Annotated in this window: 21 protein-coding genes; 13 read left to right on the top strand and 8 right to left on the bottom strand. The window is 67.0% G+C overall.

What is annotated here, in order from left to right:
• Positions 1–70 precede the first annotated feature (70 nt).
• Positions 71–1,099 carry a DUF1338 domain-containing protein gene (locus HWX07_RS15535; protein WP_027808207.1) on the bottom strand — a complete coding sequence of 343 codons (1,029 nt, stop codon included), beginning with the start codon at positions 1,097–1,099 and terminating at the stop codon, positions 71–73.
• A gap of 536 nt (positions 1,100–1,635) precedes the next feature.
• On the opposite strand from HWX07_RS15535, the gene HWX07_RS15530 reads away from it, so the two are divergent.
• Positions 1,636–2,580 carry a LysR family transcriptional regulator gene (locus HWX07_RS15530; protein ID WP_175876816.1) on the top strand — a complete coding sequence of 315 codons (945 nt, stop codon included), beginning with the start codon at positions 1,636–1,638 and terminating at the stop codon, positions 2,578–2,580.
• 196 nt (positions 2,581–2,776) lie between these two features.
• On the opposite strand, the gene HWX07_RS15525 is transcribed toward HWX07_RS15530, so the two are convergent.
• On the bottom strand, positions 2,777–4,906 hold the full coding sequence (locus HWX07_RS15525; RefSeq protein WP_175876815.1) for a TonB-dependent siderophore receptor: 2,130 nt from the start codon (positions 4,904–4,906) through the stop codon (positions 2,777–2,779).
• 811 nt (positions 4,907–5,717) lie between these two features.
• Here HWX07_RS15525 and HWX07_RS15520 point away from each other — a divergent pair.
• Positions 5,718–7,346, top strand: coding sequence for an NADP-dependent glyceraldehyde-3-phosphate dehydrogenase (locus HWX07_RS15520; RefSeq protein WP_175876814.1), 1,629 nt, complete (start codon positions 5,718–5,720; stop codon positions 7,344–7,346).
• Positions 7,347–7,419: 73 nt separating this feature from the next.
• Here HWX07_RS15520 and HWX07_RS15515 read toward each other — a convergent pair whose 3' ends face one another.
• Complete coding sequence (locus HWX07_RS15515) at positions 7,420–8,052, bottom strand: LysE family translocator (RefSeq protein WP_175876813.1); 633 nt, start codon at positions 8,050–8,052, stop codon at positions 7,420–7,422.
• A 590-nt stretch (positions 8,053–8,642) separates the two neighbouring features.
• Here HWX07_RS15515 and HWX07_RS15510 point away from each other — a divergent pair.
• The 4 genes from HWX07_RS15510 (at position 8,643) to HWX07_RS15495 (ending at position 13,461) form a co-directional block, all read left to right on the top strand.
• The gene (locus tag HWX07_RS15510) at positions 8,643–8,966 is read left to right on the top strand and encodes a DNA-binding protein (RefSeq protein ID WP_175876812.1); all 324 of its coding nucleotides are present in this window, start codon (positions 8,643–8,645) and stop codon (positions 8,964–8,966) included.
• Positions 8,967–9,088: 122 nt separating this feature from the next.
• Positions 9,089–9,574 (top strand): hypothetical protein, encoded by a 486-nt coding sequence (locus tag HWX07_RS15505; RefSeq protein WP_175876811.1) that lies wholly within the window; start codon positions 9,089–9,091, stop codon positions 9,572–9,574.
• Between the two features lie 241 nt (positions 9,575–9,815).
• Entirely contained in the window at positions 9,816–11,297 is a 1,482-nt protein-coding gene (locus HWX07_RS15500) for a PepSY domain-containing protein (RefSeq protein WP_175876810.1), read from the top strand.
• A gap of 40 nt (positions 11,298–11,337) precedes the next feature.
• Positions 11,338–13,461 (top strand): TonB-dependent receptor, encoded by a 2,124-nt coding sequence (locus HWX07_RS15495; RefSeq protein WP_175876809.1) that lies wholly within the window; start codon positions 11,338–11,340, stop codon positions 13,459–13,461.
• An 88-nt stretch (positions 13,462–13,549) separates the two neighbouring features.
• Here the strand turns inward: HWX07_RS15495 and HWX07_RS15490 are convergent, their stop codons facing one another.
• Complete coding sequence (locus HWX07_RS15490; RefSeq protein ID WP_175876808.1) at positions 13,550–14,794, bottom strand: NADH:flavin oxidoreductase/NADH oxidase family protein; 1,245 nt, start codon at positions 14,792–14,794, stop codon at positions 13,550–13,552.
• A 77-nt stretch (positions 14,795–14,871) separates the two neighbouring features.
• On the opposite strand from HWX07_RS15490, the gene HWX07_RS15485 reads away from it, so the two are divergent.
• The gene (locus HWX07_RS15485) at positions 14,872–15,330 is read left to right on the top strand and encodes a MerR family transcriptional regulator (RefSeq protein WP_175876807.1); all 459 of its coding nucleotides are present in this window, start codon (positions 14,872–14,874) and stop codon (positions 15,328–15,330) included.
• Positions 15,331–15,520: 190 nt separating this feature from the next.
• The gene (locus HWX07_RS15480) at positions 15,521–15,841 is read left to right on the top strand and encodes a DUF1330 domain-containing protein (RefSeq protein ID WP_175876806.1); all 321 of its coding nucleotides are present in this window, start codon (positions 15,521–15,523) and stop codon (positions 15,839–15,841) included.
• A 28-nt stretch (positions 15,842–15,869) separates the two neighbouring features.
• On the opposite strand, the gene HWX07_RS15475 is transcribed toward HWX07_RS15480, so the two are convergent.
• Complete coding sequence (locus HWX07_RS15475) at positions 15,870–16,706, bottom strand: NAD(P)-dependent oxidoreductase (RefSeq protein WP_175876805.1); 837 nt, start codon at positions 16,704–16,706, stop codon at positions 15,870–15,872.
• A 70-nt stretch (positions 16,707–16,776) separates the two neighbouring features.
• Between HWX07_RS15475 and HWX07_RS15470 the strand changes: the two genes are divergently transcribed.
• Complete coding sequence (locus HWX07_RS15470) at positions 16,777–17,886, top strand: LacI family DNA-binding transcriptional regulator (RefSeq protein ID WP_175876804.1); 1,110 nt, start codon at positions 16,777–16,779, stop codon at positions 17,884–17,886.
• A gap of 75 nt (positions 17,887–17,961) precedes the next feature.
• Here HWX07_RS15470 and HWX07_RS15465 read toward each other — a convergent pair whose 3' ends face one another.
• On the bottom strand, positions 17,962–19,254 hold the full coding sequence (locus HWX07_RS15465; protein ID WP_124639343.1) for an MFS transporter: 1,293 nt from the start codon (positions 19,252–19,254) through the stop codon (positions 17,962–17,964).
• 322 nt (positions 19,255–19,576) lie between these two features.
• On the opposite strand from HWX07_RS15465, the gene HWX07_RS15460 reads away from it, so the two are divergent.
• A complete protein-coding gene (locus tag HWX07_RS15460; RefSeq protein ID WP_175876803.1) occupies positions 19,577–21,049 on the top strand; it encodes an AlkA N-terminal domain-containing protein in 1,473 nt (490 codons plus the stop codon).
• The gene (locus tag HWX07_RS15455; RefSeq protein ID WP_175876802.1) at positions 21,046–21,579 is read left to right on the top strand and encodes a methylated-DNA--[protein]-cysteine S-methyltransferase; all 534 of its coding nucleotides are present in this window, start codon (positions 21,046–21,048) and stop codon (positions 21,577–21,579) included. The genes HWX07_RS15460 and HWX07_RS15455 overlap by 4 nt, the downstream gene beginning before the upstream one ends.
• Positions 21,580–21,592: 13 nt before the next feature.
• Here HWX07_RS15455 and HWX07_RS15450 read toward each other — a convergent pair whose 3' ends face one another.
• The gene (locus HWX07_RS15450; RefSeq protein WP_175876801.1) at positions 21,593–22,411 is read right to left on the bottom strand and encodes a helix-turn-helix transcriptional regulator; all 819 of its coding nucleotides are present in this window, start codon (positions 22,409–22,411) and stop codon (positions 21,593–21,595) included.
• Positions 22,412–22,488: 77 nt separating this feature from the next.
• On the opposite strand from HWX07_RS15450, the gene panB reads away from it, so the two are divergent.
• Positions 22,489–23,343 (top strand): 3-methyl-2-oxobutanoate hydroxymethyltransferase, encoded by an 855-nt coding sequence (panB, locus tag HWX07_RS15445; protein ID WP_175876800.1) that lies wholly within the window; start codon positions 22,489–22,491, stop codon positions 23,341–23,343.
• A 29-nt stretch (positions 23,344–23,372) separates the two neighbouring features.
• On the opposite strand, the gene HWX07_RS15440 is transcribed toward panB, so the two are convergent.
• Positions 23,373–23,864, bottom strand: a complete 492-nt coding sequence (locus HWX07_RS15440) for an Lrp/AsnC family transcriptional regulator (protein WP_006479823.1) — start codon at positions 23,862–23,864, stop codon at positions 23,373–23,375.
• Between the two features lie 156 nt (positions 23,865–24,020).
• Between HWX07_RS15440 and glmS the strand changes: the two genes are divergently transcribed.
• A complete protein-coding gene (gene glmS / locus HWX07_RS15435; protein ID WP_175876799.1) occupies positions 24,021–25,850 on the top strand; it encodes a glutamine--fructose-6-phosphate transaminase (isomerizing) in 1,830 nt (609 codons plus the stop codon).
• The last annotated feature ends 83 nt before the right edge of the window (positions 25,851–25,933 follow it).

The raw sequence follows: 25,933 nt of genomic DNA, 5'->3' as shown, positions 1-25,933 counted from the left end.
CAAACGGGCCGACGGCTGAAATCAGCCGCCGGCCCGTTTCCTTTCTTGCGCAGTGCGTGACGCGCGGTGCTTACTTCGCCGCGTTCGCCGTCATCTTGAAGATGCCCTGCGCGTTGCCCGCATCGAAGCGCAGGTCGGTCACCCAGCGGCGCGCCGCCTGGTCGAACGTGCGCTTGCGCGTGATGAACTCGTAGAACGAACCCGGCACGTTGCGCTTCACCGTGCCGCCGTCGCGGGTGCGGAACTCGCGCTCGACGGTATCCGCGCGATAGGCCGTCTGGAACACGCGGCCCGAGCGCGAGCGTTCGACTTCGGGCTTCATCGGCCGCCCCTTCGCCTTCTCGTCGTCGGACAGCTTGAACACGTCGGCGACGCGGTCGGTCGCGTGATTGAACGCGTTGCCCTCGGTCGCGATCCACGCCATTTCCGCCGATTCCATCAGCAGCGTCTCGTAGTCGAGTTCGTTCGGCACGTCGTGCTGGCGTGCGAACGCGCCGACGATTTCCGGCAGCAGCGCATGGGCGTCTTCCAGCGACAGCCAGCCTTCGCGCTCGACTTCCCAGAGCCGCGCGACGGCCGCCGGCGACAGCGGGTCGCGCGACGAGCCGACCACGTTCGTCACGGCCTGCTGGAATTCCTTCGAGAAGCGCTCCGGATGCAGTTCGCTGACGAAGAACTGCGCGATTTCGTCCGGCGCGTCCTCATGCGCATACGCGCGGCCGGTCATGCCGAGCTTGTCGAGCGGGTAGCGGCCGTTCAGGCGGAAGCCGAGCGGACGCAGGATGCGCGTGAACGCCGCCTCGCCCGGCGGCAGCGCGCCCGTGTGCGGCCAGCGCACCGTGCGCAGCGCGCCGTGGTCGAAATAGACCGAGCCGCCGTTTTCGATCGCCTCGGCCGTGTACGCGCGGCCGTTCGCCGACCGCTCGAGCAGCCCTTCGAACAGCGCCATGTTCATCGCCTGCGCGATTTCCGCGCGCGTCACGACGCCGTCTTCCCATTCTTCGAGGATGGCCGGCATGTTCAGGGTCGAGAACAGGGCGTCGGTCTTCGCCTGTCCCAGCAGCTTGGTCAGCAAGCTGTCGATATTCGGATTGCGCATCAGGATTCTCGTCTCGGGGGACCCGCCGGCAAACGTGCCGGCCACTCGTCGGCCGGCCGCCCACGGGCGCCCGACCTTGCATGGCAAGCATTATTCAAAGGGTTGCAGCGGGGCGTAAAGCGAGATTAAATTGATATGTGATGAGTTTTTGGAATTATCAGCCGTTTTTCGCTCGTCTCTCGCTCCCGTCCGGAGTGGCCCTTTTTATTAGATGAATTCAGGGTCTGTTTAGATATGGAACACACATGCGAATGCCCGAAATCGCTCGTCCCCCAAGGGGACTTCCTTCGGGGCGTAGGGCAAGGAGTGAGGAGCGCCGTTTGGCCGAGCCAAACAAGCGACGAGCGACGCCGCCATACGGGCGATTTCGGGCATTCCCGTGGAATGATTTTTTAATTTGGGGTTGCCACGAGAACGGCCGCTCGCCGCGTTGCGCTCCTTGCGAATACGTCAGTATTCGCAGCGTCGCGCGCCTCGCGAGCGGCCGTTCTCGTGGCAACGCATGCGCGTTCCATATCTAAACAGACCCTGACATCATGCGCAAATTCAAGATCCCCAACATGGGCGCGCTCGTGGCTTTCGAAGCCGCCGCCCGCCACGAGAGCTTCACGCACGCGGCCAAGGAGCTGTTCCTGACTGAAAGCGCGGTGTCGCGGCAAATCGCGACGCTGGAGGCGAGCCTCGGCGTGCGGCTGTTCGCGCGCGTGAAGCAGCGCGTCGTGCTGACGCGCGCCGGCAAGCTGTACGGCACGCAGGTGCGGCGCGCGCTCGAAACGCTCGACCGCGACACGCTGTCGATCATCGCGCACGGCAGCGGCGGCGGTTACCTGGAACTCGCGGTGCTGCCGACCTTCGCGTCGCACTGGCTGATCCCGCGCATCAAGAGCTTCTACGACCGCACGCCCGACGTGCGCGTGAACATGGGCAGCCGCACCGACCTGTTCTCGTTCGAGGACACGCACTTCGAGGCCGCGATCCACTACGGCAAGCCGACCTGGCCCGGCACGTCGTCCGACTACCTGTTCGGCGAGGAAGTCGTGCCGATCTGCTCGCCCGCGCTGCTGAACGGGCCGGTCGAGCGCGTCGAGGATCTGCTCGCGTATCCGCTGCTGCATTCGACGACGCGCCCCGGCGCGTGGGCGCAATGGTTCGAGACGCACGGCGTCGAGGACATCCGCACGATGCAGGGCGTGCGCTACGAACTGCATACGATGCTGATCAGCGCGGCCGCGGCCGGGCTCGGCGTCGCGCTCGTGCCGAAGTTCTTCGTCGAGGAACAGTTGCAGCAGCTCGGCCTCGTCGTGCCGTGCGACGCGGCAACCGTCGGCGATTCGGCTTACTACCTCGTGTATCCGACCGAGTTCAGCCACAGCAAGCCGCTGGAATCGTTCCGCGGCTGGCTGCTCGAACAGGCGAGCGCGTATGCGGCGCCGGAACGCGACACGCAAGACACCGATGAAGAGGATGAAGACGTCGAGTAACGACGCGGTCGCACCGGTGTCATGACGCAGTGGCGTTGTTGGATGCGCGCCGCGCCAGTGCGTCGGCCCAAACGATCCTCACCCGCTGCGCACGGGTGCGGCCGCTCATGCTCGACACGTCAATCGTCGGCCGGATCATGGGCGCTCGCGTGCGGGGCATCGTGACGGCGCCCCGCATCGTCGCGCGCCGCGTGCGTTACATGTGCCACTTCACCGTGGCGGTCAGCGTGCGCGGGTCGCCGGGCATGTTGTACACATCGGCGTTGCCGTGCGCGGCGATGAAGTAGCGGCGATTGAACAGGTTGTCGAGCGTGAGCGTCACGTCGACCTTCTTGCTGCGATAGCCGGCGCCCAGGTTGAACACCGTAAACGACGGCAGCGTGACGAGATCGCTCGCCGACGTGTAGCGCGCCGACTGGAACTGCATGCCGGCCGCCGCATAGAAGCCGTACGGCAGCTCGCGCTTGAGCCACAGGTTCGCGCTGTGGCGCGGCATCAGCCCCGGCGTGTTGCTCGAGACCGCGAGGCCGGCCGCCGTCGATTGCGCGGAACCGTCCACCGTGCCGTTCAGGTACGCGTAACCCGCATACACCGACCACTTCGGCGCGATTTCGCCGGTGAAGCCGAGCTCCATCCCGCGCACGTGCTGCGTGCCGATCGGCAGCGCGTAGCCCGGATTCGCCGGGTCGCCGATCTGCTGGTTGGTCTGGCGCATGTCGAACAGCGCGACGCTGGCCGTCGCCTTGCCGCCGAGGTCGAAGCGCGAGCCGACTTCATACGCGGTGGTCTTCTGCGGCGCGAGCGCGGCGCCGTTCGAGAACGCGCCGGAACTGATCAGCGTGTCGGCCAGCGGCGAGAACGACTGGCTGAACGACCCGTACAGCGTCAGCCAGTCGAGCGGTTCGTAGATCAGGCCGACGCGCGGGCTCCACGCATGGTCGGTGCGGTCGAGATTGACGTTCGACGACGTGTAGTCGTGGCGGATCTGGTTCAGGTAGTCGAAGCGCAGGCCGGCGAGCACCTTCCAGTGTTCGGTCAGCGAGATCAGGTCCTGCGCGTAGACGCCCGCGAGCCCGACGACGGTCGACGCGTTGGTCTTCGCACGCGTGCCGGTCGGCACGCCGGGCAGGACGACCGGCTGCGGGTTGAAGAGATCGTAGGTCGCGACCTTCGACACGCTGTAGATCGTGTCGAACTTCTGCTGCTGCGACAGTTCCAGCCCGTACAGCAGCTCGTGGCGCATGCCGAACAGCGACGTCTTCTGCGTGAGTTCGAAGAGCCCGTCGATACCGTGATCGGTGCGCTGGCGCGTCGACTGGTCGAGCGTGACGACCGGGTGCGCGGCGGTCTTGATCGGCTCGTACGTCACGTAGTTCTTCCGCTCGAGCGAGAAGTCGTACGCGCGGATCGCGCCGTGGAACGACAGCGAATCGTTGAAGCGATGATCGAGCGACACCGTCGCGCTTTTCGCGGAGACGTCGTTGTACGAACTGTTCACCCCGTCGGCCGACCCGTAGTACGTGTTGATCGGCACGTCGACCGGCCGGCCGAGATACGCGGGGATCCCCTGGTCGGACGTGCGGCGGTCGTGCAGGTAGTCGAATTCGACGTTCAGCACCGTGTCGCGGTCGAGCTTGAACTGCGCGGATGGCGCGATCGCCTGCCGGTTGAGCTGGAACTGGTCGCGGAAGCTGTTCGAATTCTCGGCCGCGCCGGTCATGCGAAAGCGCGCCGCGTCGTTCGCGTTCCAGCCGAGGTCGAATTCGCCGCGTCGCTCGCCGCGCGTGCCGAGCGTCACGCCCACGTCGTTCACCGGGTTCGCGAGCGGCCGCTTCAGCACGCGATTCACGATGCCGCCCGCCGAGCCGCGTCCGTACAGCACGGCCGCCGGCCCCTTCAACACTTCCACGCGATCGACGTTCGACAGGTCGCGGTAGTACAGCGCGTCGTCGCGAATGCCGTCGACGTACTGGTCCGTGATGCTGTTGAAGCCGCGGATCGTGATCTGGTCGCGCTGGCCGTCGCCGACCGAGAAGCCGACGCCCGGCACGTTGCGCAACGCGTCCTGCAGCGACGTCGCGTTCTGATCCTCGATCACCGCGTGCGGCACGACGTTCACGGTCTGCGGCACGTCCATCAGCGACATGTCGGTCTTGGTCGCCGCGCGCGAATGGCCGCCGTCGTACGACGCATGCTCGGCGGCCGCGTTGACGGAAATCGCGGGCAGGGTCGCCGCGGCGTCGGCCGCCTGCGCAAACGAAGTGCGGGCGCCGGCCAGCGACGTGGCGATCAGAAGCGCATGGCACGCGCTCGTGTTGAGTTTCATCGTGAACGTAGAAGGTGGTGAAGGAAACGGCGAACGAGAGCACATCCGGCCGGCGCAACCGGCACGAAAAAAGCCGTGACCTCCCGTCACGGCGCGTAATGCGGCGAAATAATAAACGAGAATGATTCGTGTTTTTAATTAATTTTCGTCGTGTCGCCTGCCCGCAACGTGAATACGTATCGCGCTCTGCATTCCTGACGAATGCCTTTCCATTTCAGACTATTGAACGGCCTGAACCGTAATAAAAACGAAAGAATTGAATCGATCGCCTGAATGCGGCAACGATCGGTAAAAGGCGGGATGTGGGATAGGGTGACGGAGAAGCTGGAGAGGATCGCGAAGGATCAGGAGCAGCAGGCGGCACGGATTCAATGGTCCGGTGCGCGCCGGACCGGGCAACCCCGACCCGGCGCTCCGGGCAGCCGACCTCGTATCGGCGGCGCGGCGGATCTTCTTCTGTTCTTCACTACGTCTGCTCTCAGGTTCACTGCATTTTTTTCCTCACCGCGTCGGGCCATTATCCGCTCAATTCAGCCGAAGTAAAACGTTTGCGGTTGCACCCACGCTGTTATACCGGCAATTCGGCAACAATCTTTCCAAATGCTTACGGTCATTTCGACGCGATAACGCCCAGGTTGCATTCATTGCGGCGTTCCTTTTAAATGGAACTGGTTCCATTCATTGAATCGGCCATGCTCGTGCGTGACGAGCAGCCGCGTGCGCGTCATGATGCCGATTCAGGATCGAGGATCATTCCGCTCAGGATTCGCATCGCCCGTCCTTCCCGGACACCCCGTCAAACGAGACCGTCATGCCTGATTCCGCCTCCCTGCAGCACCTGTTTCCCGCCTTGCAAGAGATTCCCGCCGAATTCCGGCTGGCTTCGCCGATCCACCAGCGCGTGTCGCTCGTCGACGGCGAATTGCGACCGTGGGACGGCGCAACCAAGACCGTGCTGTCGCCGGTATGCGTGCGGCAGGCGGACGGCAGCGTCGAGCAGGTCGAGATCGGCAGCTACCCGGTGATGGGCGAAACGGAAAGCGACGCGGCGCTCGACGCCGCCGTGCGCGCGTACGACGCCGGCCGCGGCGAGTGGCCGACGATGAAGGTCGAGCAACGCATCGCGTGCATGCAGGACTTCATCAAGCGAATGGTCGCGCAGCGCGAACTCGTCGTGAACCTGATCATGTGGGAGATCGGCAAGAGCCTCGCCGATTCGCAGAAGGAGTTCGATCGCACCGTCACGTACATGACGCAGACGATCGACGCGCTGAAGGAGCTCGACAACGCGAACTCGCGCTTCGTGATCGCCGAAGGCACGATCGGCCAGATCCGCCGCACGCCGCTCGGCGTCGTGCTATGCATGGGCCCGTACAACTATCCGCTGAACGAAACCTTCGCGACGCTGATCCCCGCGCTGCTGATGGGCAACACCGTGGTGTTCAAGCCGCCGCAGTACGGAACGCTGCTGTTCGAGCCGCTGCTCGAAGCGTTCCGCGACGCGTTCCCGAAGGGCGTGATCAACACGATCTACGCGCCGGGCGCGGTGGTCGTGCCGCACATGCTCGCGTCGGGCAAGATCAACGTGCTCGCGCTGATCGGCTCGAGCAAGGTCGCCGATCACCTGAAGAAGCAGCACCCGAAGTCGCACCGGCTGCGCGCGATCCTCGGCCTCGACGCGAAGAACGCGGCGATCGTGCTGCCCGACGCCGATCTCGACCTCACCGTGAAGGAGTGCCTGCTCGGCGCGCTGTCGTTCAACGGCCAGCGCTGTACCGCGCTGAAGATGCTGCTCGTGCATCGCTCGATCGTCGACGAATTCCTGAAGCGCTTCACCGCCGCGCTCGAACAGTTGAAGATCGGCATGCCGTGGGAAAAGGGCGTCAGCATCACGCCGCTGCCCGGCATGCATCGCACCGCGTACATGACGGATGCGATCGACGACGCGAAGGCGTTGGGCGCGCAGGTCGTCAACCATCAGGGCGGCGAATTCAGCAAGACGCTGTTCTACCCGGCCGTCGTGTATCCGGTGTCCGAAGGGATGAAGCTGTACCGCGAGGAGCAGTTCGGGCCGATCATTCCGGTCGCGCCGTTCGACGACGTGGAAACCGCGCTCGACTACGTGACGACGTCGGAGCACGGCCAGCAGGTCAGCATCTTCGGCTCCGATCCGGCGCAGATCGGCGCGCTCGTCGATCCGCTCGTGAACCAGGTGTGCCGCGTGAACATCAACTGCCAGTGCCAGCGCGGGCCCGACGTGTTCCCGTTCGCGGGCCGCAAGGATTCGGCGGAAGGCACGCTGTCGGTGAGCGACGCGCTGCGCGCGTTCTCGATCCGCTCGATGGTCGCGGCGAAGCAGACCGACAGCAGCAAGCAGCTGCTCGACTCGATCGTGTCGGATCACCACTCGAAGTTCATCAATACGGGCTTCATTTTCTGAAGCCGGCTTGATCGATGCCGGCGCCTCCGTCGCACGCCAATGCGGCGGAGCGCTTCCGGCACACGCTGCGCGGCTAGACGTTCGTCACCAGCAGCCGAACGCCCGCCACGCCGAACACGACGGCCAGGCAGGCTTCCATCGCACGCCGCCCGCGCACGTACAACCGGCGCGCCCCGTCCATCGAGAACACCAGCGCATAGCCGCCGAACACCACGCAGCCGATCGCCAGGCAGCCCGGCACGACGGCGCCGTGCGCGCCGCCCGCGCCGTTCGACGACAGCGCGACGATCGACACCCACACGAGAATCGCCTTCGGATTGGTCAGGTGCAGCATCGCGCCGCGCACGTAGAAGCGCGACAGCCGTTGCTCGCGCGCCGCGTTCGCCGCTGCCGCCGGCGGGCCCGACAGCGCCGTGCGCCCCGACTTGAACGCGAGCCACAGCAGGTACAGCCCGCCGAATACCTTGATCGCGACCAGCAGCTTCGACCACGCGAGCAGCGCGGCCGAAACGCCCAGCGCCGCGATCGTCGCCCAGAACATCGACCCGGTGATCACGCCGAGCGCGAACGCGAACGCCGCCTTGCGGCCCTGGTTCGCGGCGACCGACATGATCGCGAGATTGCTCGGCCCGGGGCTGGCCGTGCCGATGAAATAAGCGGTGTAGGCAAGCAGCAGGTTGGCGGAGAAGAAGGCGTGGACGTTCATGTCGAACCTCGCGGGGATGATCGGGAGATTGTTGGCAAACCTGCGTCGCCTGCCCATGGACAATTGCGCGGCAATTCGCTGGGCCAGTTGTGTGGCCATGCAACCGATCGTCGCGCGCCGGACCGTCTCTGTTTTGAAACAACCGGCGCATCCGCCGCCGGTTCGCGCGACGCGGCGGCGGGGCGTGGCGTGCAGCCGTTTCCCGTCGGCGAACGCACGGCGGGCGCGGCCATCCGCCGGCACGCGTCGTCCCGGCCTATCGCCGGCAGAAACGCACGATGCGCCGAATGCCCGCGTTACGTTACATCCGTGAAGCATTTCGCGTCGTCGCGCCTCGCCGGGCGCTCGACACGGTCCCGCTCCCGCCCATAGACACCGTCCTCGATCGCCTGCGCGATCCAGTCCCGACGGGACTCGCCGCGCGATGCCGGATCGCGGCTCAACATTCCTCAACAATCGTCCGGCGGCGCTGGTACGGAATCTGCATTCCGTTCGGGCAGAAGCCCCGCCCGGTACCGCGCGGACATGAATTCACCCTCGGGCGCTCCACGGATCCGCCCGTACGCAATGCATACGCAACGAGGCTCTCCATGGATGCGCAGCCCAACTCGTCCGATTCGTCGTTCCAGCTCTTCCTCGCGAAGGTGCTCGAACAGCCGCTGCCCGACTGGACCGAAAAACAGCAGATGGAACTCGAGATGGCGCGCACGCTGTCGACGCAAATGGTCACGCTCGCCGAAGACATGCGTGGCCGCACGCCCGATCTCGCGCGCTGCCTCGTGCTGCTGCGCTACGCGAAGGTGCTCGACTTCATGCTGACGTCGCTCGCCGCGCATCGCGACATTCATCCGCAGACGCTGCGCACGCTGTTCCGGCTCGCGAACCTGAAGGTCGACGACGCGTATCCGGTGTAAGCCGGCGCGACGGACCGGGGCCGCGCACGACCCTTGCGGCCACGCCGGCCATGCGCGATTGGCCCCCCGCACACGCACGGCCCGCCTGCCCCTCCGCGCAAACGGAGGTACAATCGCGCGCCATGAACGCACTTCGCCGCTTCCTGCTCCGGCCAGGCGTCGCGCGACAGTGGCTGTGGGGGCTCCTCCTCGTGACGCTGCTGTCCCGCGCGCTGATGTCGGGCGCCGTGATGCTCGATCCGGATGGTCCGGATGCGGGCTCGGTGGTGCTGTGTTCAGGCCAGGGCCCGCTGATCGTCACGGGCGCCGCGCTGGCCGCCCGCTTCGACGCGAGCGCGCCGATCACGCCGGCCAACGATGCGCTGGCGCTCGTCGATGCACTGAAACATGACGCGCACGCCGACAAGGCGGCGTCTTCCGGTAACGGCGACAGCCTGTGCGCATTCGGCGCCGCGCTGTTCACCGCGCTCGCATCGTTCGTGCTGCTGGTGCTGCTGTTTCCCGCGGCGGCACCGCGACGCTTCCGCGTTCACTTCGACAGTCTTCCTTTCGTGCGATCGATATTCGACGATCGCCCGCCCTCCCGCGCCCCTCCTCTGTTCTGCTGAACGTTCCGCCCCGTGGCGCAGGCACGTCGACGTGCCTGCGCGTTCACGCCGTTCGTTTCACCCGACCTGATTCACGCGTTCACCCGCCTGCCCGCATCGCGCGGGCGACGCCGCGCTGCGCCCGTTTGCGCAGCGCGCCGCGCCGCCTGCCGCGGCGATGCCCGCACGCGGGTGCGACGCACGTTGACGGCCGCCGGCCCGCGCCGGCCCCGCCGCTCGACGAACCCGAGGAGTTCACACCATGTCGACCACCGTCGATCGGGCCATCGCGCCCGCCCGTTCCGCCAGCGCCGGTTACCGGACGCTCTGGCGCTGGCACTTCTATGCCGGCCTGTTCGTGATGCCGTTCCTCGTGATCCTCGCGATCACGGGCACGCTCTATTGCTTCCAGCCGCAGATCGAGCCGCTGCTGTATCCGCACCGACTGGTCGTCGAACCGCGCACGACGCCGCGGCTCGATGCCGACACGCTGCTCGCCCGTGCCCGCACCGCGATGCCGGCCGACGCCACGCCGGTTTCCGTGCAGGTCTCCACCGCGCCGGACCGTAGCGTCGAGTACGTGTTCCGGCTGCGCGACGGCAGCCGCGAGAGCGTGTACGTGAACCCGTACGACGGCAGCGTGCTCGGCACGCTGAGCGTCGAGAACCGCTTCATGCAGGTCGACCGGATGCTGCATCGCAAGCTGCTGCTCGGCAAGACCGGCGAGTTGCTGATGGAGCTCGCCGCCTGCTGGACCTTCGTGATGATCGGCACCGGCATAGCGCTGTGGTGGCCGCGCGGCGCGGCACGCGTCGGGCGCGCGCTGCGGCCCGACCTGTCGCTGCGCGGCCGGCCGCTGTGGAAGAGCCTTCACGCGACGGCCGGCATCTGGCTCGCGGCCGGCACGATCGCGTTCATCCTGACCGGGCTGCCGTGGTCGGGCTCGTGGGGCAAGAACTTCAAGGCGCTCGCCGCGACCGTGAACCTCGGCGCGCCGGAAGGCGCGTGGGGCGGTGCGTCGATGCACTCGACGCGTCCGGGTGCCGCCGCGACGGCCGGGCATGCCCCTGCGCAGGCCGCCGCGCCGTCCGGCCATCACCACGATTCCGGCGAATCGATGCCGGGCATGGTGATGGACGACCTGCCGTTGCCGCAAACACCGTGGGCGGTCGGCAACGTGCCGGTGCCGCATTCGCCGGCCGTGGCCGCGCCCGCGCCCACACCCGTGCCGCTGCCGCTGGGCCGCGCGATCGCGATCGTCGCCGGGCTCGGCGTGACGAGCGGCTACACGCTCGCGCTGCCGTCCGGCCCGGACGGCGTGTTCACCGCATCGTACTTCCCGGCCGACCCGAAGGCCGAACGCACGATCTACGTCGACCAGTACAGCGGCGCCGTCTTGAAAGACATCCGCTATGGCGACTACGGCGCGGTATCGAAAGCGGTGTCGTACGGCACGTCGCTGCACATGGGCCGCTATTTCGGGCTCGCGAACCAGATCATTTGCGCGGTGCTGTCGCTCGGGCTGGCCGCGATGGCCGCCACGGGCACCGTGATGTGGTGGAAGCGCCGTCCGGCCGGGACGCTGGGCGCACCGTCGCGCGAACGCGGCGCGCCGCCGATGCGCGGCTGGATCGCCGGGCTCGTGCTGCTCGGCCTCGTCTTCCCGTTGATGGGGCTGACGATCGTCGCGGTCTGGTCGCTCGACCGGCTGCTGTTCGGCCGCGCGGCGCGCGCCGCGGCGTGACCGACGCAAGCGCTTCCCCCATTCGAAGGAAACCGAACCCATGAAGTTCAGATTGATGCTGCCCGCCGCCGTGCTCGCGGCGCTGTCGTCGGCCGGGCAGGCACAAACACAGGAACGCAACGTCGACGGCACCGGCGCCACGCTCGCGCCGATTCGCGTCGACGCGCGGAAGGCGCCCGCCCTGACGCAACCGCTCGACACAGGCAGCCATCTCGGGCTGTCGCCGCTCGAAACGCCCGCGAGCGTCGAGCAGATCAACCGCGCGACGCTCGACACGCGCGGCGACAGCTCGATCATCGACGCCGTGAGCCGCGCCGCCGGCATCAGCGCGTCGCCGCACCCCGGCAACGGCAACTCGGAGCTCGCCGCGCGCGGCTTCGTCGGCGCGTCGTCGGTCACGCAGCTCTACGACGGCGTGCGCCCGTACGGCGCGATCGGCGTCACGTTCCCGTTCGACACGTGGTCGGTCGACCATATCGACGTGCTGCGCGGCCCCGCGTCGGTGATCTACGGCGAAGGCGCGATCGGCGGCGTGGTCAACATCGTGCCGAAGAAGCCGACGCGCACGCCGATCCGCAACGAACTGCAAGTCGGCGGCGGCACCGAAGGCACGGCACGCGCCGCGTTCGGCAGCGGCGGCGCGATCAACGACAAGCTGTCGTACCGCTTCGACATCAGCGGCAACCGCTCGTCGAACTGGGTCGATCGCGGCGATTCGCGCAACCTGTCGGTGTCCGGCGCGCTGCGCTACGATGTGACACCCGACCTGTACGTGACGGCGTCGTACGCACAGGGCTTCATGCATCCGATGCAGTATTTCGGCGTGCCGCTCGTCAACGGTGCGCGTGATCGCGCGCTCGACAAGAAGAACTACAACGTCGGCGACGCCGACATCGCGTTCCGCGACAGCTGGGCCACCGTCTCGGCGAACTGGCAGCCGAGCGACAGCCTGAACGTGACGACCACGCTGTACCGGATGAAGAGCAACCGTCACTGGAAGGATGCGGAGTACTACACGTACCTGCCGTCGAGCGCGCAAGTGCGACGCAGCAGCTACACCGAGATCTTTCACGACCAGGAACAGTACGGCAACGTGACGACGGCCACCGTCGGCAGCGCGCTGCTCGGCATGCGCAACACGTTTTCGGCGGGCGTCGAGTTCAACCACACGACGTTCCAGCACGACAACAATTCGCCGTATGCGGGCACGTCGACGGTCGATCCGTTCAACTTCGATCCGGGCAGTTTCATCAACACGGCCGGCACGTTCCCGAAGTACCGCAGCCAGTCGAACCAGTACGCGCTGTTCGCGGAGAACCGGCTGGAGATCACGCCGCGCTGGTCGGTGATCGGCGGGCTGCGCTACGACCATGCGAGCGTGAACCGCGACGATCTCGCGAACGGCGGCGCGTTCACGAAGGTGTTCGCGAACACCGGCTGGCGCGTGGGCACCGTGTACGACGTGCGGCCCGGCCTCGCCGTGTACGGCCAGTATTCGGTCGCGGCCGATCCGGTCAGCTCGCTGCTGTCGCTCAATGCGTCGAAGGCGAACTTCACGCTCGCGACCGGCCGGCAGATCGAGATCGGCGTGAAGCAGTCGTTCCTCGACGGCAAGGCCGAATGGACGCTCGCCGCGTACCGGATCGTCAAGAGCAACCTCCTGACGGCCGACCCGGTGAATCCGAACCAGTCGATCCAGGTCGGCCAGCAGTCGTCGCGCGGGCTCGAGGCGACGGTCGGCGCGGAGATCGCGAAGGACTGGCGCGTCGATGCGAACGTGTCGATCCTGCGCGCGAAATACGACGATTTCCAGCAGACGTCCGGCGGCATGACGGTATCGCGCGCCGGCAACGTGCCGGTGTCGGTGCCGCAGCGGCTCGCGAACCTGTGGGTGAGCTGGCGCTTCGCGCCGGACTGGACGGGCATCGCGGGCATCAAGTACGTCGGCAAGCGGTTCGCCGATACCGCGAACCAGCTCGTGATGCCGTCGTACACGACCGTGGACCTCGGCCTCGCGTGGAAGCCGCGCAAGGACACGACGATCACCGCCCGCGCGTACAACGTGTTCAATCGCCGCTACGTGCAGTCCGCGTACTACAACGAGACGCAGTACCTGCTCGGCAACGACCGGCGCTTCGAGGTGCTGGCGAACTACCGGTTCTGAGCGCGCAGGCCGCCGCGCAACGTGCCAGGCGGCACGGGCGCGGCGGCATGCAGGTCAGCCTTCGGCATCGCCGGCCGGCCTCGATGCCTCACGCACGCGTGCCCGCCGCGCGCCCCGCCATCCACTTCCGGTAGCGCCGCGTCTGGCATTGCGCGGCCAGTTGCTGCCCCACCAGCGCGCGCAACGGCGACACCCGCGGATGCGTGCGGCGCCCTTCGCTCAACCGCGTGAGCTGGAACTTGACGACGGCCATGTTCGCCAGCGCGCCCAGCGCCTTGTTCTTCCAGCGGATCGGCTGCAGCACCGGCGCGCTGTCCTTGCCGGCGCGCCAGTCGCGCGGCAGGTTCGGGTCGATCGACAGCGCGGTCGCGATGCCGACCATCGCCACGCCGCTGTTCACCACCTGCTCGGCCACCGCACGGCGCCGGATGCCGCCCGTGACCATCAGCGGCATCCGCGCGACGGCGGTGATGTCGCGCGCGAATTCGAGGAAATACGCTTCGCGCGCCAGCGTGCGGCCGTCGCGCGCCTCGCCCTGCATCGCCGGCACTTCATAGCTGCCGCCCGACAGTTCGACGAGATCGACGCCAAGCGGATTCAGCAGTTCGACCACGCGCTTCGCGTCGTCCGCGCTGAAACCGCCGCGCTGGAAATCGGCCGAGTTCAGCTTCACCGCGACGACGAACGCCGGCGACACCGCCGCGCGCACCGCCTTCACGATATCGAGCAGCAGGCGCGCGCGATTCTCGATGCCGCCGCCCCATTGATCCTGCCGGCGGTTCGTCAGCGGCGACAGGAACTGGCTCAGCAGATAACCGTGCGCCGCGTGCACCTGCACGCCGGTGAAGCCGCTTTGCTCCGCGAGCTGAGCGGCACGGACGAAGCGCTGCTGCACGTCCGCGATGTCGGCGGCCGTCATCTCCTTCGGCACCGGGAACTGCTTCGACAGCGCGCCGAGCGCGAGCGGCACGGCCGACGGCGCGAGCGTCGTCTGGCCGAGCGCCGCCTGCATCTGGCGCCCCGGGTGATTGATCTGCATCCACACGTGCGCGCCGTTCGAGCGTGCGATCTGCGCCCAGCGGCGGAAACGGTCGAGATGCGCGTCGTTTTCCAGCACGACGCCGTTCGGCCCCGTCATCGCGCGGCCGTCCACCATCACGTTGCCGGTCAGGATCAGCCCGGCCTGACCGTCGGCCCACGCCTGGTACAGGCGCAGCAACGCGTCGGACGGTGCGTGGTCCGCATCGGCCAGGTTTTCTTCCATCGCGGCCTTGGCCAGACGGTTCGGAATCACCGCCCCGTTGGGCAGTGTGAGGGGCGCAAACAGATTCATGGTGCAGATCCTCGATTGACGATGGCCAACGATAACTTTAAAGTCAACTTTAAGGTCAAGCCCTTTTGGAATCCATCATGAAAATCGGCGAACTGGCGAAGGCGAGCGGCCTCGCGGCATCGCGCATCCGCTTCTACGAAGCGAGCGGCCTGCTCGAACCGGCCCGCCGGCAGGCGAACGGTTATCGGGAGTACGGGCCGGAAGCGTTGACGCGGCTCGCGATCATCGACCGCGCGCAGTGCGCGGGCTTCTCGCTCGACGAGATCCGCACGGTGCTGCCGCCGGACCTCGGCGCATGGCCGCACGACGAACTGCTGGCCGCACTGCGGCACAAGGTCGACGAAATCGCGCTGCTCGAACGGCGTCTCGCGCAGAACCGGCAGCATCTGGAAACGCTGATCGACGCGATCGAGAACAAGCCGGCCGGCGAGGATTGCGCAGGCGCCGCGCAACGGATACTCGACCAGCTGGGCGAGCAGGCCAGCGAGCCGCTGGAGGCGACGCCCGTCGTGCGGCCAGCGCGCAAGCGGGCGTGATGGCGTGTGCTGCGGGATTGTGATGCGGGATTGCGCGGCGCCGTCCATCGATCGATGTGCGCCTCGGCCTGAAGCAAGACGCGGCGCGCTCGCCCCGATTTGCTTACGTCGCAGGTAATCGACGCGCGCCGCCCGCGCCGCGATCATGGCGCCATCGACTCTCGAACCGCATCACGCCAAGGAGCCCGCCATGACCGCCTACGCCATCGCCCACCTGCACGACGTCGAAATGTGCGATGACATCGTCGAATACCTCGAACGCATCGACGGCACGCTCGCACCGTACAACGGCCATTTCGTGATTCACGGCGCACGGCCGGAGGTACGCGAAGGCGCATGGCACGGCGACCTGATCGCGATCGCGTTTCCGGATCTCGACATGGCGCGCGCGTGGTACGACTCGGATGCGTACCGGCAGATCCAGCCGCTGCGCGCACGGCACGCGAGCGGCCCGTTGATCCTGATCGACGGCGTCGACGAGCGGCACAAGGCGACCGACATTCTGCGTTGACGCGTGACGCAGGCGACGCCGGCAATGCTTACGACGCGTTGCGCTCCATCGGCTCGCCGACGACGAACCCGCCGCCCTGGAACCGCTGCGCGGGATCGTCGTACTCGGCGGTCGGCGCCGTCACCGGGAACAGCCCGGCGAACTGCTCGGAACTGTCGCGCGGGCGGAAGCCGAGGAAGCCGACCTTCGTGTTGTCCCACCACTTCACCGGATTGTCCGACGCGCCGTAGACGATCGCGTGCCCGACGCGGTTCGTCAGCAGCGAGCAGCGCACGAGCTCGATGAAGTCGCGATAGCTGAGGAACGTGACGAGCATGCGCGGATTCTTCGGCACCTCGAACGACGAGCCGATCCGCAGGCACACCGTCTCGATCCCGAAGCGGTCGAAGTAGTAGCGCGACAGCGATTCGCCGAAGCACTTCGTCACGCCGTACAGGCTGTCGGGGCGCAACGGTGCATCGGCGTCGAGCACCTCGGTGACCGGATGGAAACCGATCGCATGGTTCGAGCTCGCGAATACGACACGCTTCACGCCGTGCTTGCGCGCGGCTTCATACAGGTTGTACGTGCCGGTGATGTTCGCGCCGACCAGATCGTCGAACGGCGCATCGACCGAAATGCCGCCGAGGTGGACGATCGCGTCCACGCCGTCGACGAGATCCATCACGGCCGGCCGGTCGGCCAGGTCGACCACGCGGAGTTCTTCATGCGCGGCCGCGTCGCCGAGCGCCGCGATGTCGCTGACGCGCACGACGTCGGCCCAGTCGGCGAGCGCGCCGCGCAACTGGCGGCCGAGGTTGCCGGCCGCGCCCGTCAGCAGCAGGCGGCCGAACGGTTTGCGCGCGGCGGTGGATGAGGCGTTCATCGAATCTCCTTGATCTGACCTAAATCGGAAAACGTTTTCCAACTATACGCGTGCGCGGCGTCGAGCGTCAATGGTCGAATCCGCTCGCAGCCATCCGCACTTTCCCGATATCGACGGGTGGCTGCACGCCGGCTTTTTCTGCCACAATCCGGCGTTATCGAACGAAAACGTTACCCTTCCGATGAAAAAAGTTTCCTCGACGATCCGCGACGTGGCCGCGGAAGCCGGCGTGTCGGTCGCGACGGTATCGAAGTACGTGAACGGCACGCAGCGCTTCTCGCCGACCGTCGAGGCACGGCTCAAGGAGGCCATCGAGCGGCTCGGCTACCGATCGAATCCGCTTGCGCGCTCGATGATCACCGGCCGCACGCGCACCATCGGCCTCGTGATCCTCGACATCAGCAACCCGCACTTCACGAACGTGGTGAAAGGTGCGAACCGCGTCGCGCTGCAGCACGACTACACGCTGCTGCTCGTCGATACCGAGGAGAGCCAGGCGCGCGAACGCTCGCTGATCGAGGCGCTCGCGCAGCGCGTCGACGGGCTGATCGTCAGCACGCGGATGCCCGACGAGGAAGCCGGCTGGATGCTCGACCTCAACAAGCCGCTCGTGCTGCTGCGCCGCAGCCCCGGCCTGCCGATTCCGAGCGTCGGCATCGACAACCGGCTGTCGACCTACATGCTCGCGCGCCACCTGCTCAACCTCGGCCACACGCGCATCGCATATCTCGGCTTCGGCACCGCGCGCGTGAACGACGAACGAATCCAGGGCGCGCGCGACTGCCTCGCCGAAGCGGGGCTCACGCTCGACGTGCACGACGCGCACGCGCCGACCGCCGAGGCCGGCGAGCGTGCGTGCTCGCGCGTGATGCTCGGGCCGCAGCGCCCGCAGGCCGTGATCTGCTACAACGACCTGATCGCGCTCGGCTTCATGAAAGAAGCCGCGTCGCTCGGCTTCCGGTTGCCGCAGGACGTGTCCGTCGCCGGCATCGACAACGTGCCGTACGGCGCATACGCGGCGCCCGCGCTGACGACCGTCGACATCCAGAGCGAGAACATGGGCGAACTCGCGATGCAGAAGCTGATCGATGCGCTCGCCGGGCGCACCGACGCGAGCTATTCGACGTTCGAGCCGCGGCTGATCATGCGTGCGTCGACGGCCCCGGCCGCGGCCGGATAACGCGATCGCGACGCGTCACGTCCCCGAACGAAAAACGCCGCCCCGAGGGCGGCGTTGTTGCTTGCCGACGCGCAATCACGCATCGAGTTTCGCGGGCTTCATCTTCGGCGTGAGCACGTGCATCACGGCCAGCGCGATCAGGTAGGCCGACGCGCCGATCGCGAACAGCACCCAGTAGTGGCCGGTGCGCTGCAGCACCTGGCCGATCACTTCCGAGAACAGCACGCCGCCGATCGAGCCGGCCATCCCGCCGATGCCGACCACCGACGCGACCGCGCGGCGCGGGAACAAGTCGGACGCCGTCGTGAACAGGTTCGCCGACCAGCCCTGATGCGCGGCGGCGGCAAGGCCGACGATCAGCACCGCGATCCACAGGCTCTGCACCTGCGACACGAACGCGATCGGCAGCACGCAGCACGCGCAGATCAGCATCGCCGTCTTGCGCGCACGGTTCACGCTCCAGCCCGCACGCAGCAGCATCGACGACAGCCAGCCGCCGCCGATGCTGCCGACCGTCGTCAGCGCGTAGATGCAGACGAGCGGCAAGCCGATGTGCTGCATGTCCATCCCGCGCGACTCGTTGAGCCACTTCGGCAGCCAGAACAGGTAGAACCACCACACCGGATCGGTCAGGAACTTGCCGATCAGGAAGGCCCACGTCTCGCGCTTGCGGATCAGTTCGCCCCAGCGCGGCGCGCCGGCGTTCGCGTTCGCCGCGTCGAGCGCTTCGGCTTCGTCGCGCGGCTCGTCGTATTCCGCGGCGAGCGCGCGCGTGTCGGCCGTGCGATACATCACCAGCCACACCGCGAGCCACACGATGCCGATCGCGCCGATGATCACGAACGCCGCGCGCCAGCCGTAGGCCACCGCGATCGCCGGGATGATCGCCGGCGCGAACACCGCGCCGATGTTCGCGCCCGAGTTGAAGATGCCGGTCGCGAGCGCGCGTTCGCGGCGCGGGAACCATTCGGCCGTCGTCTTGATCGCGGCCGGGAAGTTGCCGCCTTCGCCGATGCCGAGCAGCGCGCGCACGGCCGCGAAGCCCGTCACCGAGCCGACCGCCGCGTGCAGCATCGCGGCGATGCTCCATACCAGCATCGCGACCGCGTACGACACGCGCGTGCCGAGCCAGTCGACGATGCGCCCGAAGCCGAGCAGGCCCAACGCATAGAACGCCGAAAACGCCATCACGATGCGGCCGTACTGCACCTGGCTCCAGCCGATGTCGTGCTGCAGCATCGGCGCGAGCAGGCCGAGGATCTGCCGATCCATGTAGTTGATCACGGTCGCGAAAAACAGCAGCGCACAGACGGTCCAGCGGTAGCGGCTGGCGGCCGCGCGCACGGCGCCGACGACGGCAGAAGGCATGAATGTCTCCGATGCGCGGTCGCGCCCGTCGCGCCGCGCGGTATTCGTTGACCGGCGACCGGCGCCGGGGCGAACGGCCCGCGCGCTGACGCACAGGCCCTTTCACCAACCAATCTGGAAAACGTTTTTCAAAGGATAGGGCGTCTGCCGGGGCCGTGTCAGTCGGGGATTTCGATGAGTCATCTCAAATTAGTCGCGGTAAAAGAGACGACTGTTTCGCAGAGTGGTATTAACCGTTTTTCCCCTGATTTTCCCGCTGCGGCGCGGCGGGCGCGCGACCGTTGAGACACATGTCCGATTCCAGCCAGAATCGACCGCAAGGATGGTTTACAGTCGTCCCATGCGCCTCGACCCCGACACCTGCTACGACGCCCTGCTTTCGCGAAACCGCCGCTTCGACGGCTGGTTCTTCGTCGGCGTCGCGACGACCGGGGTGTACTGCCGCCCGGTCTGCCCGGTGAAGCCGCCGAAAGCGCAAAACTGCAGCTACTACCCGACCGCCGCGGCCGCGGAGAAAGCCGGCTTCCGGCCCTGCATGCGCTGCCGCCCCGAACTCGCGCCGGGGCAAGGGCTGCTCGACCTGTCCGGCAACCTCGCCGACGCGGCCGCGACGCTGATCGACGACGGTTTCCTGAACGCGCATTCCGTCGCTGCGCTCACACGGCGCGTCGGCGTGACCGAACGCCATCTGCGCCGCATCTTCGGCGCGCAGTTCGGCGTGTCGCCGGTCGAGTTCGCGCAGACGCAGCGGCTGCTGATGGCCAAGCGGCTGCTGACCGATACCGCGCTGCCGGTGGCCGTCGTCGCGTCGACGGCCGGGTTCGGCAGCGTACGGCGCTTCAACGACCTGTTCCGCCAGCGCTACGGCCTCAATCCGCTGCGGCTGCGCAAAGGGGCCGGTGCAGCGGCCGACGGCGACATGACGTTTCCGCTGCCGTACCGGCCGCCGTTCGCGTGGGCCGACCTGATGCGGTTTCTCGCGCAGCGGCAGATCGATGGCGTCGAGCGGATCGACGCGAAGGGTTATGCACGCATCGTCGAATTGCCGAATCGAAACGACGGCGGCCGTGTGGCCGGCTGGCTGTCCGTCGCGCACGTGCCGCAGCGCTTCGCGCTGGCCGTCACCGTGTCGCCCGCGCTGACGCCGGTCGTGCCGGCCGTGCTCGCACGCGTGCGCCGGCTGTTCGATCTCGACAGCCGCCCCGACGTGATCGATGCGCATCTCGGCGATCTCGCGAGCGGCTCGCCAGGCCTGCGCGTGCCCGGCGCGTTCGACGGTCTCGAGATCGCGATCCGTGCGATCGTGGGCGAGCAGCTTGCGTCGGCGCAGGCGGATACGCCGTTGCTGGCACGGATCGCGGAACGCTTCGGCCACTCCGTCGACGACGCGCCGCCGGGCCTCACGCACGCGCTGCCCTGCGCCGCGACGCTGGCCGCGCTGCCGCCTTCGGCCCTTGAAACGATCGGCGTCGAACGCGACACCGCACGCGCGATCGTGTCGCTCGCCCGCGCCGTCGACGACGGCACGCTCGCGCTCGAACCGATGGCGCCGCTCGATGCGACGCTTGCCGCGCTGCGCGCGCTGCCTCGCTTCGACGAACGCGCGGTGCAGTACGTCGCGATGCGTGCGATGGCGTGGCCGAACGCGTTCCCCGCCGACGACGCGTGGCTGCCCGCCCGCACCGAACCCGCGCGCATGGCATCCTCCGCGCCGCACGCGTCGGCACGCTGGGCGCCGTGGCGCGCGTATGCCGCACTGCATGTGTGGCGCCTTCATGGAGATGTATCGCGATGACTCCCGCTCACCTGATTCCGAGCCCGCTGGGCGACATCGCCGTGCGCATCGAGGACGATGCGCTGACCGGCCTGTACTTCGTCGGCCAGAAATACTTCCCGTCGCTTGCGATCATGCGCGAAGCGGACGCGCTCGCCAGGTCGCCGGTCGCACGCCGGGTCGCGGAGGAAATCGCCGAGTACTTCACCGGCGCGCGCGACACGTTCTCGGTGCCGATCCACCTGCGCGGCACCGCGTTTCAGCGACGGGTATGGCAGGAACTGCTCGCGATTCCGTTCGGCGAACTCGTGTCGTATGGCGACATCACCGAGCGCGTCGGGCTGCCGATGAGCGGCGCACGCGCCGTGGGTGGCGCGGTCGGCCGCAACCCGGTATCGATCATCGTGCCGTGTCATCGCGTGGTCGGCGCGTCGGGCAGCCTGACGGGCTATGCGGGCGGGATCGACCGCAAGCGCGCGCTGCTGTCGCTCGAAGGCGCGGGGTTTTCGCGTGGCGCGTATCAACCGACGCAGCAGGCGCTCGCGTTCTGATGGAGGGTGCGCATCACGCGCTCAACACCGGCCGGCGCGCTTCACGCTTCGCATATGCGCCGGGCGTCACGCGGAATTTCGCCTGAAACAGCGCAATGAACGACGACGTCGAGTCGTAACCCAGTTGCGCGGCCACCGTGCCGATCGGCACGCCCGCCTCGAGCAGCGGCAGCGACGCGAGCAGCCGCACGGCCTGCCGCCATTCGGTGAACGACAGCCCCGTGTCCTGCCGGAACAGCCGCGACAGCGTGCGCCGCGTCGCGCCGACCTGATGGCCCCATTCGTCGAGACTGCGCGTATCGCCCGGCGCCGCATGCAACGCACGCGCGATTTTCAGCAGGCGCGGATCGCGCGGCATCGGCACCGTGAGCGGCGCCGGCTGCATGCGGGCGATCCGGTCCGCGATCAGGCACACGAGCGCACCGTCCGGCCCCGACTCGTCGTAGTTCACCGGCAACTCGCCGGTCGCCAGCACGAGTTCGCGCAGCAGCGGCGTCATGCGGAGGATCGTGCAATCGTCGTTCACGTCGCTGCGCGCGATTGCCTCGTCGAGATACAGGCTGTGGAACGCGACGCAATCGCGCGTCGACACCGCGTGCGGCACGTGCGGCGGAATCCACATCGCGTAGTGCGGCGGCAGCAGTTGCCGGCCCGACGGTGTCGACACTTCGAGCACGCCGCTCGTCGCATACATCAGCTGGGCCCACGGATGACTGTGCGCGTCGACGCTCACGTTGCCGGGAATCCCGAACGCACGCACGTACAGCGGCCTCGGCAGGCGCGCCATCGGCGGCACCGCGTAAGGGTGCCCGGGTTGTCCCGCCAGCAACATAAGACGTCCTCCGAAGGTCATTGCACGAACGAGCGCGATGCTACCGTGGCGGTTCCTTTTTCACACGGCTTCCGCCCATGAGCGCTCATACCCGCATCACCCGCAAGACCGTCACCGCGATCCGCTCGACCAAAGGCATCGGCAGCCTCGTGTCGCTGACCGCGTATTCCGCGCCGATGGCGAAGCTCGTCGATGAAGTGGCCGACGTGATCATCGTCGGCGACTCCGTCGGCATGGTGCTGTACGGGATGCCCGATACGCTGCGCGTCACGCTCGACATGATGATTGCACACGGGGCAGCCGTCGTGCGCGGCGCCGCGCAGGCGTGCGTCGTCGTCGATCTGCCGTTCTCCACGTTCCAGGAATCGCCCGCGCAAGCCTATCGCTCCGCCGCGCGGCTGCTCGCCGAAACCGGCGCGCAGGCCGTGAAGCTCGAAGGCGGCTGCGAGATGACCGACACGATCCGCTTCCTGACCGATCGCGGCATTCCGGTGATGGCGCATGTCGGCCTCATGCCGCAGCAGGCCAACGCGACGGGCGGCTTCCGCGCGCAGGGCATGGACCCGCGTTCCGCCGCGCAGGTGTTCGACGCCGCGTGCGCGGCCGAGCGGGCCGGCGCATTCGGCGTCGTCATCGAAGGCACGGCCGAGGCGCTCGCGCGCCACCTGACCGACACGCTGACGATCCCGACGATCGGCATCGGCGCATCGCCCGCGTGCGACGGACAGGTGCTCGTGACCGAGGACATGATCGGTGCATTCGATGCGTACACGCCGCGCTTCGTGAAGCGTTACGCGGATGCGAATGCGGTGATGCGCGACGCGATCCGCCAGTACGCGCACGACGTGCGGGAGCGCGTGTTTCCGGAGCCCGCGCATTGCTTCGGGTACGGCAAGCCGCTGCAACTGGCGGACGCGGCCACCGCTGCGTGATGCGGGACGAACGACGCGGCTACCTCATGCTACGTGCGCTTGCGCATCGCATGCGCGACCCGTGCGTTCGCTTCGAATTTCGCGCGATGCGTCGAGAAAAACGTCCGCACGTTGCGGACGTTCGACGCGCCGGTGAACAGCCGCCGCGCGAATTCGTCGTATTCGGCGACGTCGGCCAGATCGGCGATCACGACGAAATCGGGCCCCGGCGACACGCGGTAGCACTGCGTGACGGCCGGCTCCGCGCACACGTACGCTTCGAACGCGTCGTAGTCCTCGGCCGTCTGACGATCGAGGCTGATCTCGATCAGCGCGGTGACGGCCGTGCCGATCGCGACCGGGTCGAGCACCGCAACCTGCCGGCGGATCACGCCGGCCTCCGTCAGCCGGCGCACTCGACGCATGCAGGTAGGCGGCGACGACAGCGCGCGCTCGGCGAGTTGCAGATTGGACACCGACGCGTCGTCCTGCAGGATCGCGAGGATGCGCAGGTCGAGATCGTCGAGGGTGATGCCGGCCATCGGCCACTCCTTCCGGTTAGTGAGTGAAATTTAATTTCAACATGATAGAAGATCATCTGTCCGTTTCATATTCGTTTGTTTTTTGAAATTTAATTCCATTTCACCGGCTCTACCATCGCTCTCACTGATTCAGACAGGACATTTACGGAGCGCGATATGTGTGGAATTGTCGGGGCGGTCGCCCAGCGAGACATCCTGCCGAACCTGGTCGACGGCCTGAAGCGGCTCGAATACCGCGGCTACGATTCGTGCGGCGTCGTGGTCTACCGCGACCGCGCGCTGGCGCGCGCCCGCAGCGTCGATCGTGTCGCGAACCTGCAGCGTGAGATTGCCGAATTGGCGTTATCCGGTTACACGGGCATCGCGCATACGCGCTGGGCCACGCATGGCGCGCCCGTCACGCTCAATGCGCATCCGCACTTCTCGCCGAGCGACGCGAATGCGCGCATCGCGCTGTCGCACAACGGGATCATCGAGAACTGCGATCAACTGCGCGCGGAACTGCAGGGCCACGGTTATGTATTCGCGAGTCAGACCGACAGCGAGGCGATCGCGCATTTGATCGACCACCTGTACGACGGCGACCTGTTCGACGCGGTTCGACGTGCGGTGGCGCGACTGCGCGGCAGCTATGCGATCGCGGTGATGTGCCGCGACGAGCCGCACCGGATCGTCGGCGCGCGCGACGGGATGCCGCTCGTCGTCGGGGTCGGCGAAGGCGAGAATTTTCTGGCGTCCGATGCGATTGCGCTGTCGAGTATCACCGATCGCATTGCCTACCTGGAGAACGGTGACGTCGCCGATATCCAACTGCATCGCTACTGGATCGTCGATGCGAACGGCCAACGCGTCGAGCGCGCGGTGCAACGCGTCGCCGCGCATAGCGGCGCGGCCGATCTCGGGTCGTATCGGTACTACATGCAGAAGGAAATCTTCGAGCAGCCGCAGGCCGTGGCCGATACGCTGCTCGACGTTTCGTCGATCATGCCCGAGCTGTTCGGCGACGGCGCTTGGCGCGTGTTCAACGACGTCGATTCGGTGCTGCTGCTCGCGTGCGGCGGCAGTTATCACGCAGCGCTGACCGCGAAGTACTGGATCGAAAGCATCGCGAAGCTTCCGGCGAGCGTCGAAATCGCCAGTGAGTTTCGTTACCGCGACGGCGTGCCGAATCCGCGCACGCTGGTTGTCGCGGTGTCGCAGAGCGGTGAAACGGCCGATGTGCTCGGTGCCGTGCATGTCGCTAAGAAAAGCGGGATGACGCATACGCTCGCGATCTGCAACGTCGCGACGAGTGCGTTGATGCGCGAATGTGCGCTGCAGTTCGTCACGCGTGCGGGGATCGAGATCGGCGTCGCTTCGACGAAGGCGTTTACGACGCAGCTCGTTGCGTTGTTCCTGCTGACGTTGTCACTCGCGCAGGTGCGCGGACGATTGAGCGACGACGAGGAGAAGGAGCATTTGCGCGCGCTGCGGCACCTGCCCGATGCGATGTCGAAAGTGCTCGCGCTGGAGCCGCAGATCATGGCGTGGTCGGAGTTGCTCGCGCGACGCGACAACATGCTGTTTCTCGGGCGCGGGATGCATTATCCGATCGCGCTCGAAGGTGCGCTGAAGATGAAGGAGATTTCCTATATTCACGCGGAGGCGTATCCGGCCGGTGAGCTGAAGCATGGGCCGCTGGTGCTCGTCAGCAACGAGATGCCGGTGATCGCGGTCGCGCCGAATGACATGTTGCTTGAAAAGCTGCGATCGAACATGCATGAGGTCAGTGCGCGGAATGGACGGCTGTTTGTGTTTGCGGATGTGGACTGTGGGTTGGTGCCGACTGAAGGGATCGAGGTGATTCGGCTCAATGAGTACTACGGGCCGTTGTCGCCGATCTTGCATACTGTGCCGATGCAATTGCTCGCGTATCACGCGGCGTTGGCACGGGGCACAGATATTGATAAGCCTAGGAATCTGGCTAAGTCGGTGACGGTGGAGTGAGGGGTGTTTTCTCCCACCTGCGTATGCCAAGATCTGTTCTCTCAGTCAGCGTCGGATCAGGATCTTGGATTTGCCTGGCCGTC

The sequence above is a fragment of the Burkholderia sp. BCC0097 genome (genome assembly GCF_902832985.1).
Classification (GTDB): domain Bacteria; phylum Pseudomonadota; class Gammaproteobacteria; order Burkholderiales; family Burkholderiaceae; genus Burkholderia; species Burkholderia orbicola.
The sequence above is the reverse complement of the archived record's forward strand: the minus strand, read 5'-3'. Positions and strand labels throughout refer to the sequence as shown.

Coding starts and splice junctions, on each gene's coding strand:
- HWX07_RS15535 (WP_027808207.1), bottom strand. CDS start 1,099: ATGCGCAATCCGAATATCGACAGCTTGCTGACCAAGCTGCTGGGACAG.
- HWX07_RS15530 (WP_175876816.1), top strand. CDS start 1,636: ATGCGCAAATTCAAGATCCCCAACATGGGCGCGCTCGTGGCTTTCGAA.
- HWX07_RS15525 (WP_175876815.1), bottom strand. CDS start 4,906: ATGAAACTCAACACGAGCGCGTGCCATGCGCTTCTGATCGCCACGTCG.
- HWX07_RS15520 (WP_175876814.1), top strand. CDS start 5,718: ATGCCTGATTCCGCCTCCCTGCAGCACCTGTTTCCCGCCTTGCAAGAG.
- HWX07_RS15515 (WP_175876813.1), bottom strand. CDS start 8,052: ATGAACGTCCACGCCTTCTTCTCCGCCAACCTGCTGCTTGCCTACACC.
- HWX07_RS15510 (WP_175876812.1), top strand. CDS start 8,643: ATGGATGCGCAGCCCAACTCGTCCGATTCGTCGTTCCAGCTCTTCCTC.
- HWX07_RS15505 (WP_175876811.1), top strand. CDS start 9,089: ATGAACGCACTTCGCCGCTTCCTGCTCCGGCCAGGCGTCGCGCGACAG.
- HWX07_RS15500 (WP_175876810.1), top strand. CDS start 9,816: ATGTCGACCACCGTCGATCGGGCCATCGCGCCCGCCCGTTCCGCCAGC.
- HWX07_RS15495 (WP_175876809.1), top strand. CDS start 11,338: ATGAAGTTCAGATTGATGCTGCCCGCCGCCGTGCTCGCGGCGCTGTCG.
- HWX07_RS15490 (WP_175876808.1), bottom strand. CDS start 14,794: ATGAATCTGTTTGCGCCCCTCACACTGCCCAACGGGGCGGTGATTCCG.
- HWX07_RS15485 (WP_175876807.1), top strand. CDS start 14,872: ATGAAAATCGGCGAACTGGCGAAGGCGAGCGGCCTCGCGGCATCGCGC.
- HWX07_RS15480 (WP_175876806.1), top strand. CDS start 15,521: ATGACCGCCTACGCCATCGCCCACCTGCACGACGTCGAAATGTGCGAT.
- HWX07_RS15475 (WP_175876805.1), bottom strand. CDS start 16,706: ATGAACGCCTCATCCACCGCCGCGCGCAAACCGTTCGGCCGCCTGCTG.
- HWX07_RS15470 (WP_175876804.1), top strand. CDS start 16,777: ATGGTCGAATCCGCTCGCAGCCATCCGCACTTTCCCGATATCGACGGG.
- HWX07_RS15465 (WP_124639343.1), bottom strand. CDS start 19,254: ATGCCTTCTGCCGTCGTCGGCGCCGTGCGCGCGGCCGCCAGCCGCTAC.
- HWX07_RS15460 (WP_175876803.1), top strand. CDS start 19,577: ATGGTTTACAGTCGTCCCATGCGCCTCGACCCCGACACCTGCTACGAC.
- HWX07_RS15455 (WP_175876802.1), top strand. CDS start 21,046: ATGACTCCCGCTCACCTGATTCCGAGCCCGCTGGGCGACATCGCCGTG.
- HWX07_RS15450 (WP_175876801.1), bottom strand. CDS start 22,411: ATGTTGCTGGCGGGACAACCCGGGCACCCTTACGCGGTGCCGCCGATG.
- panB (WP_175876800.1), top strand. CDS start 22,489: ATGAGCGCTCATACCCGCATCACCCGCAAGACCGTCACCGCGATCCGC.
- HWX07_RS15440 (WP_006479823.1), bottom strand. CDS start 23,864: ATGGCCGGCATCACCCTCGACGATCTCGACCTGCGCATCCTCGCGATC.
- glmS (WP_175876799.1), top strand. CDS start 24,021: ATGTGTGGAATTGTCGGGGCGGTCGCCCAGCGAGACATCCTGCCGAAC.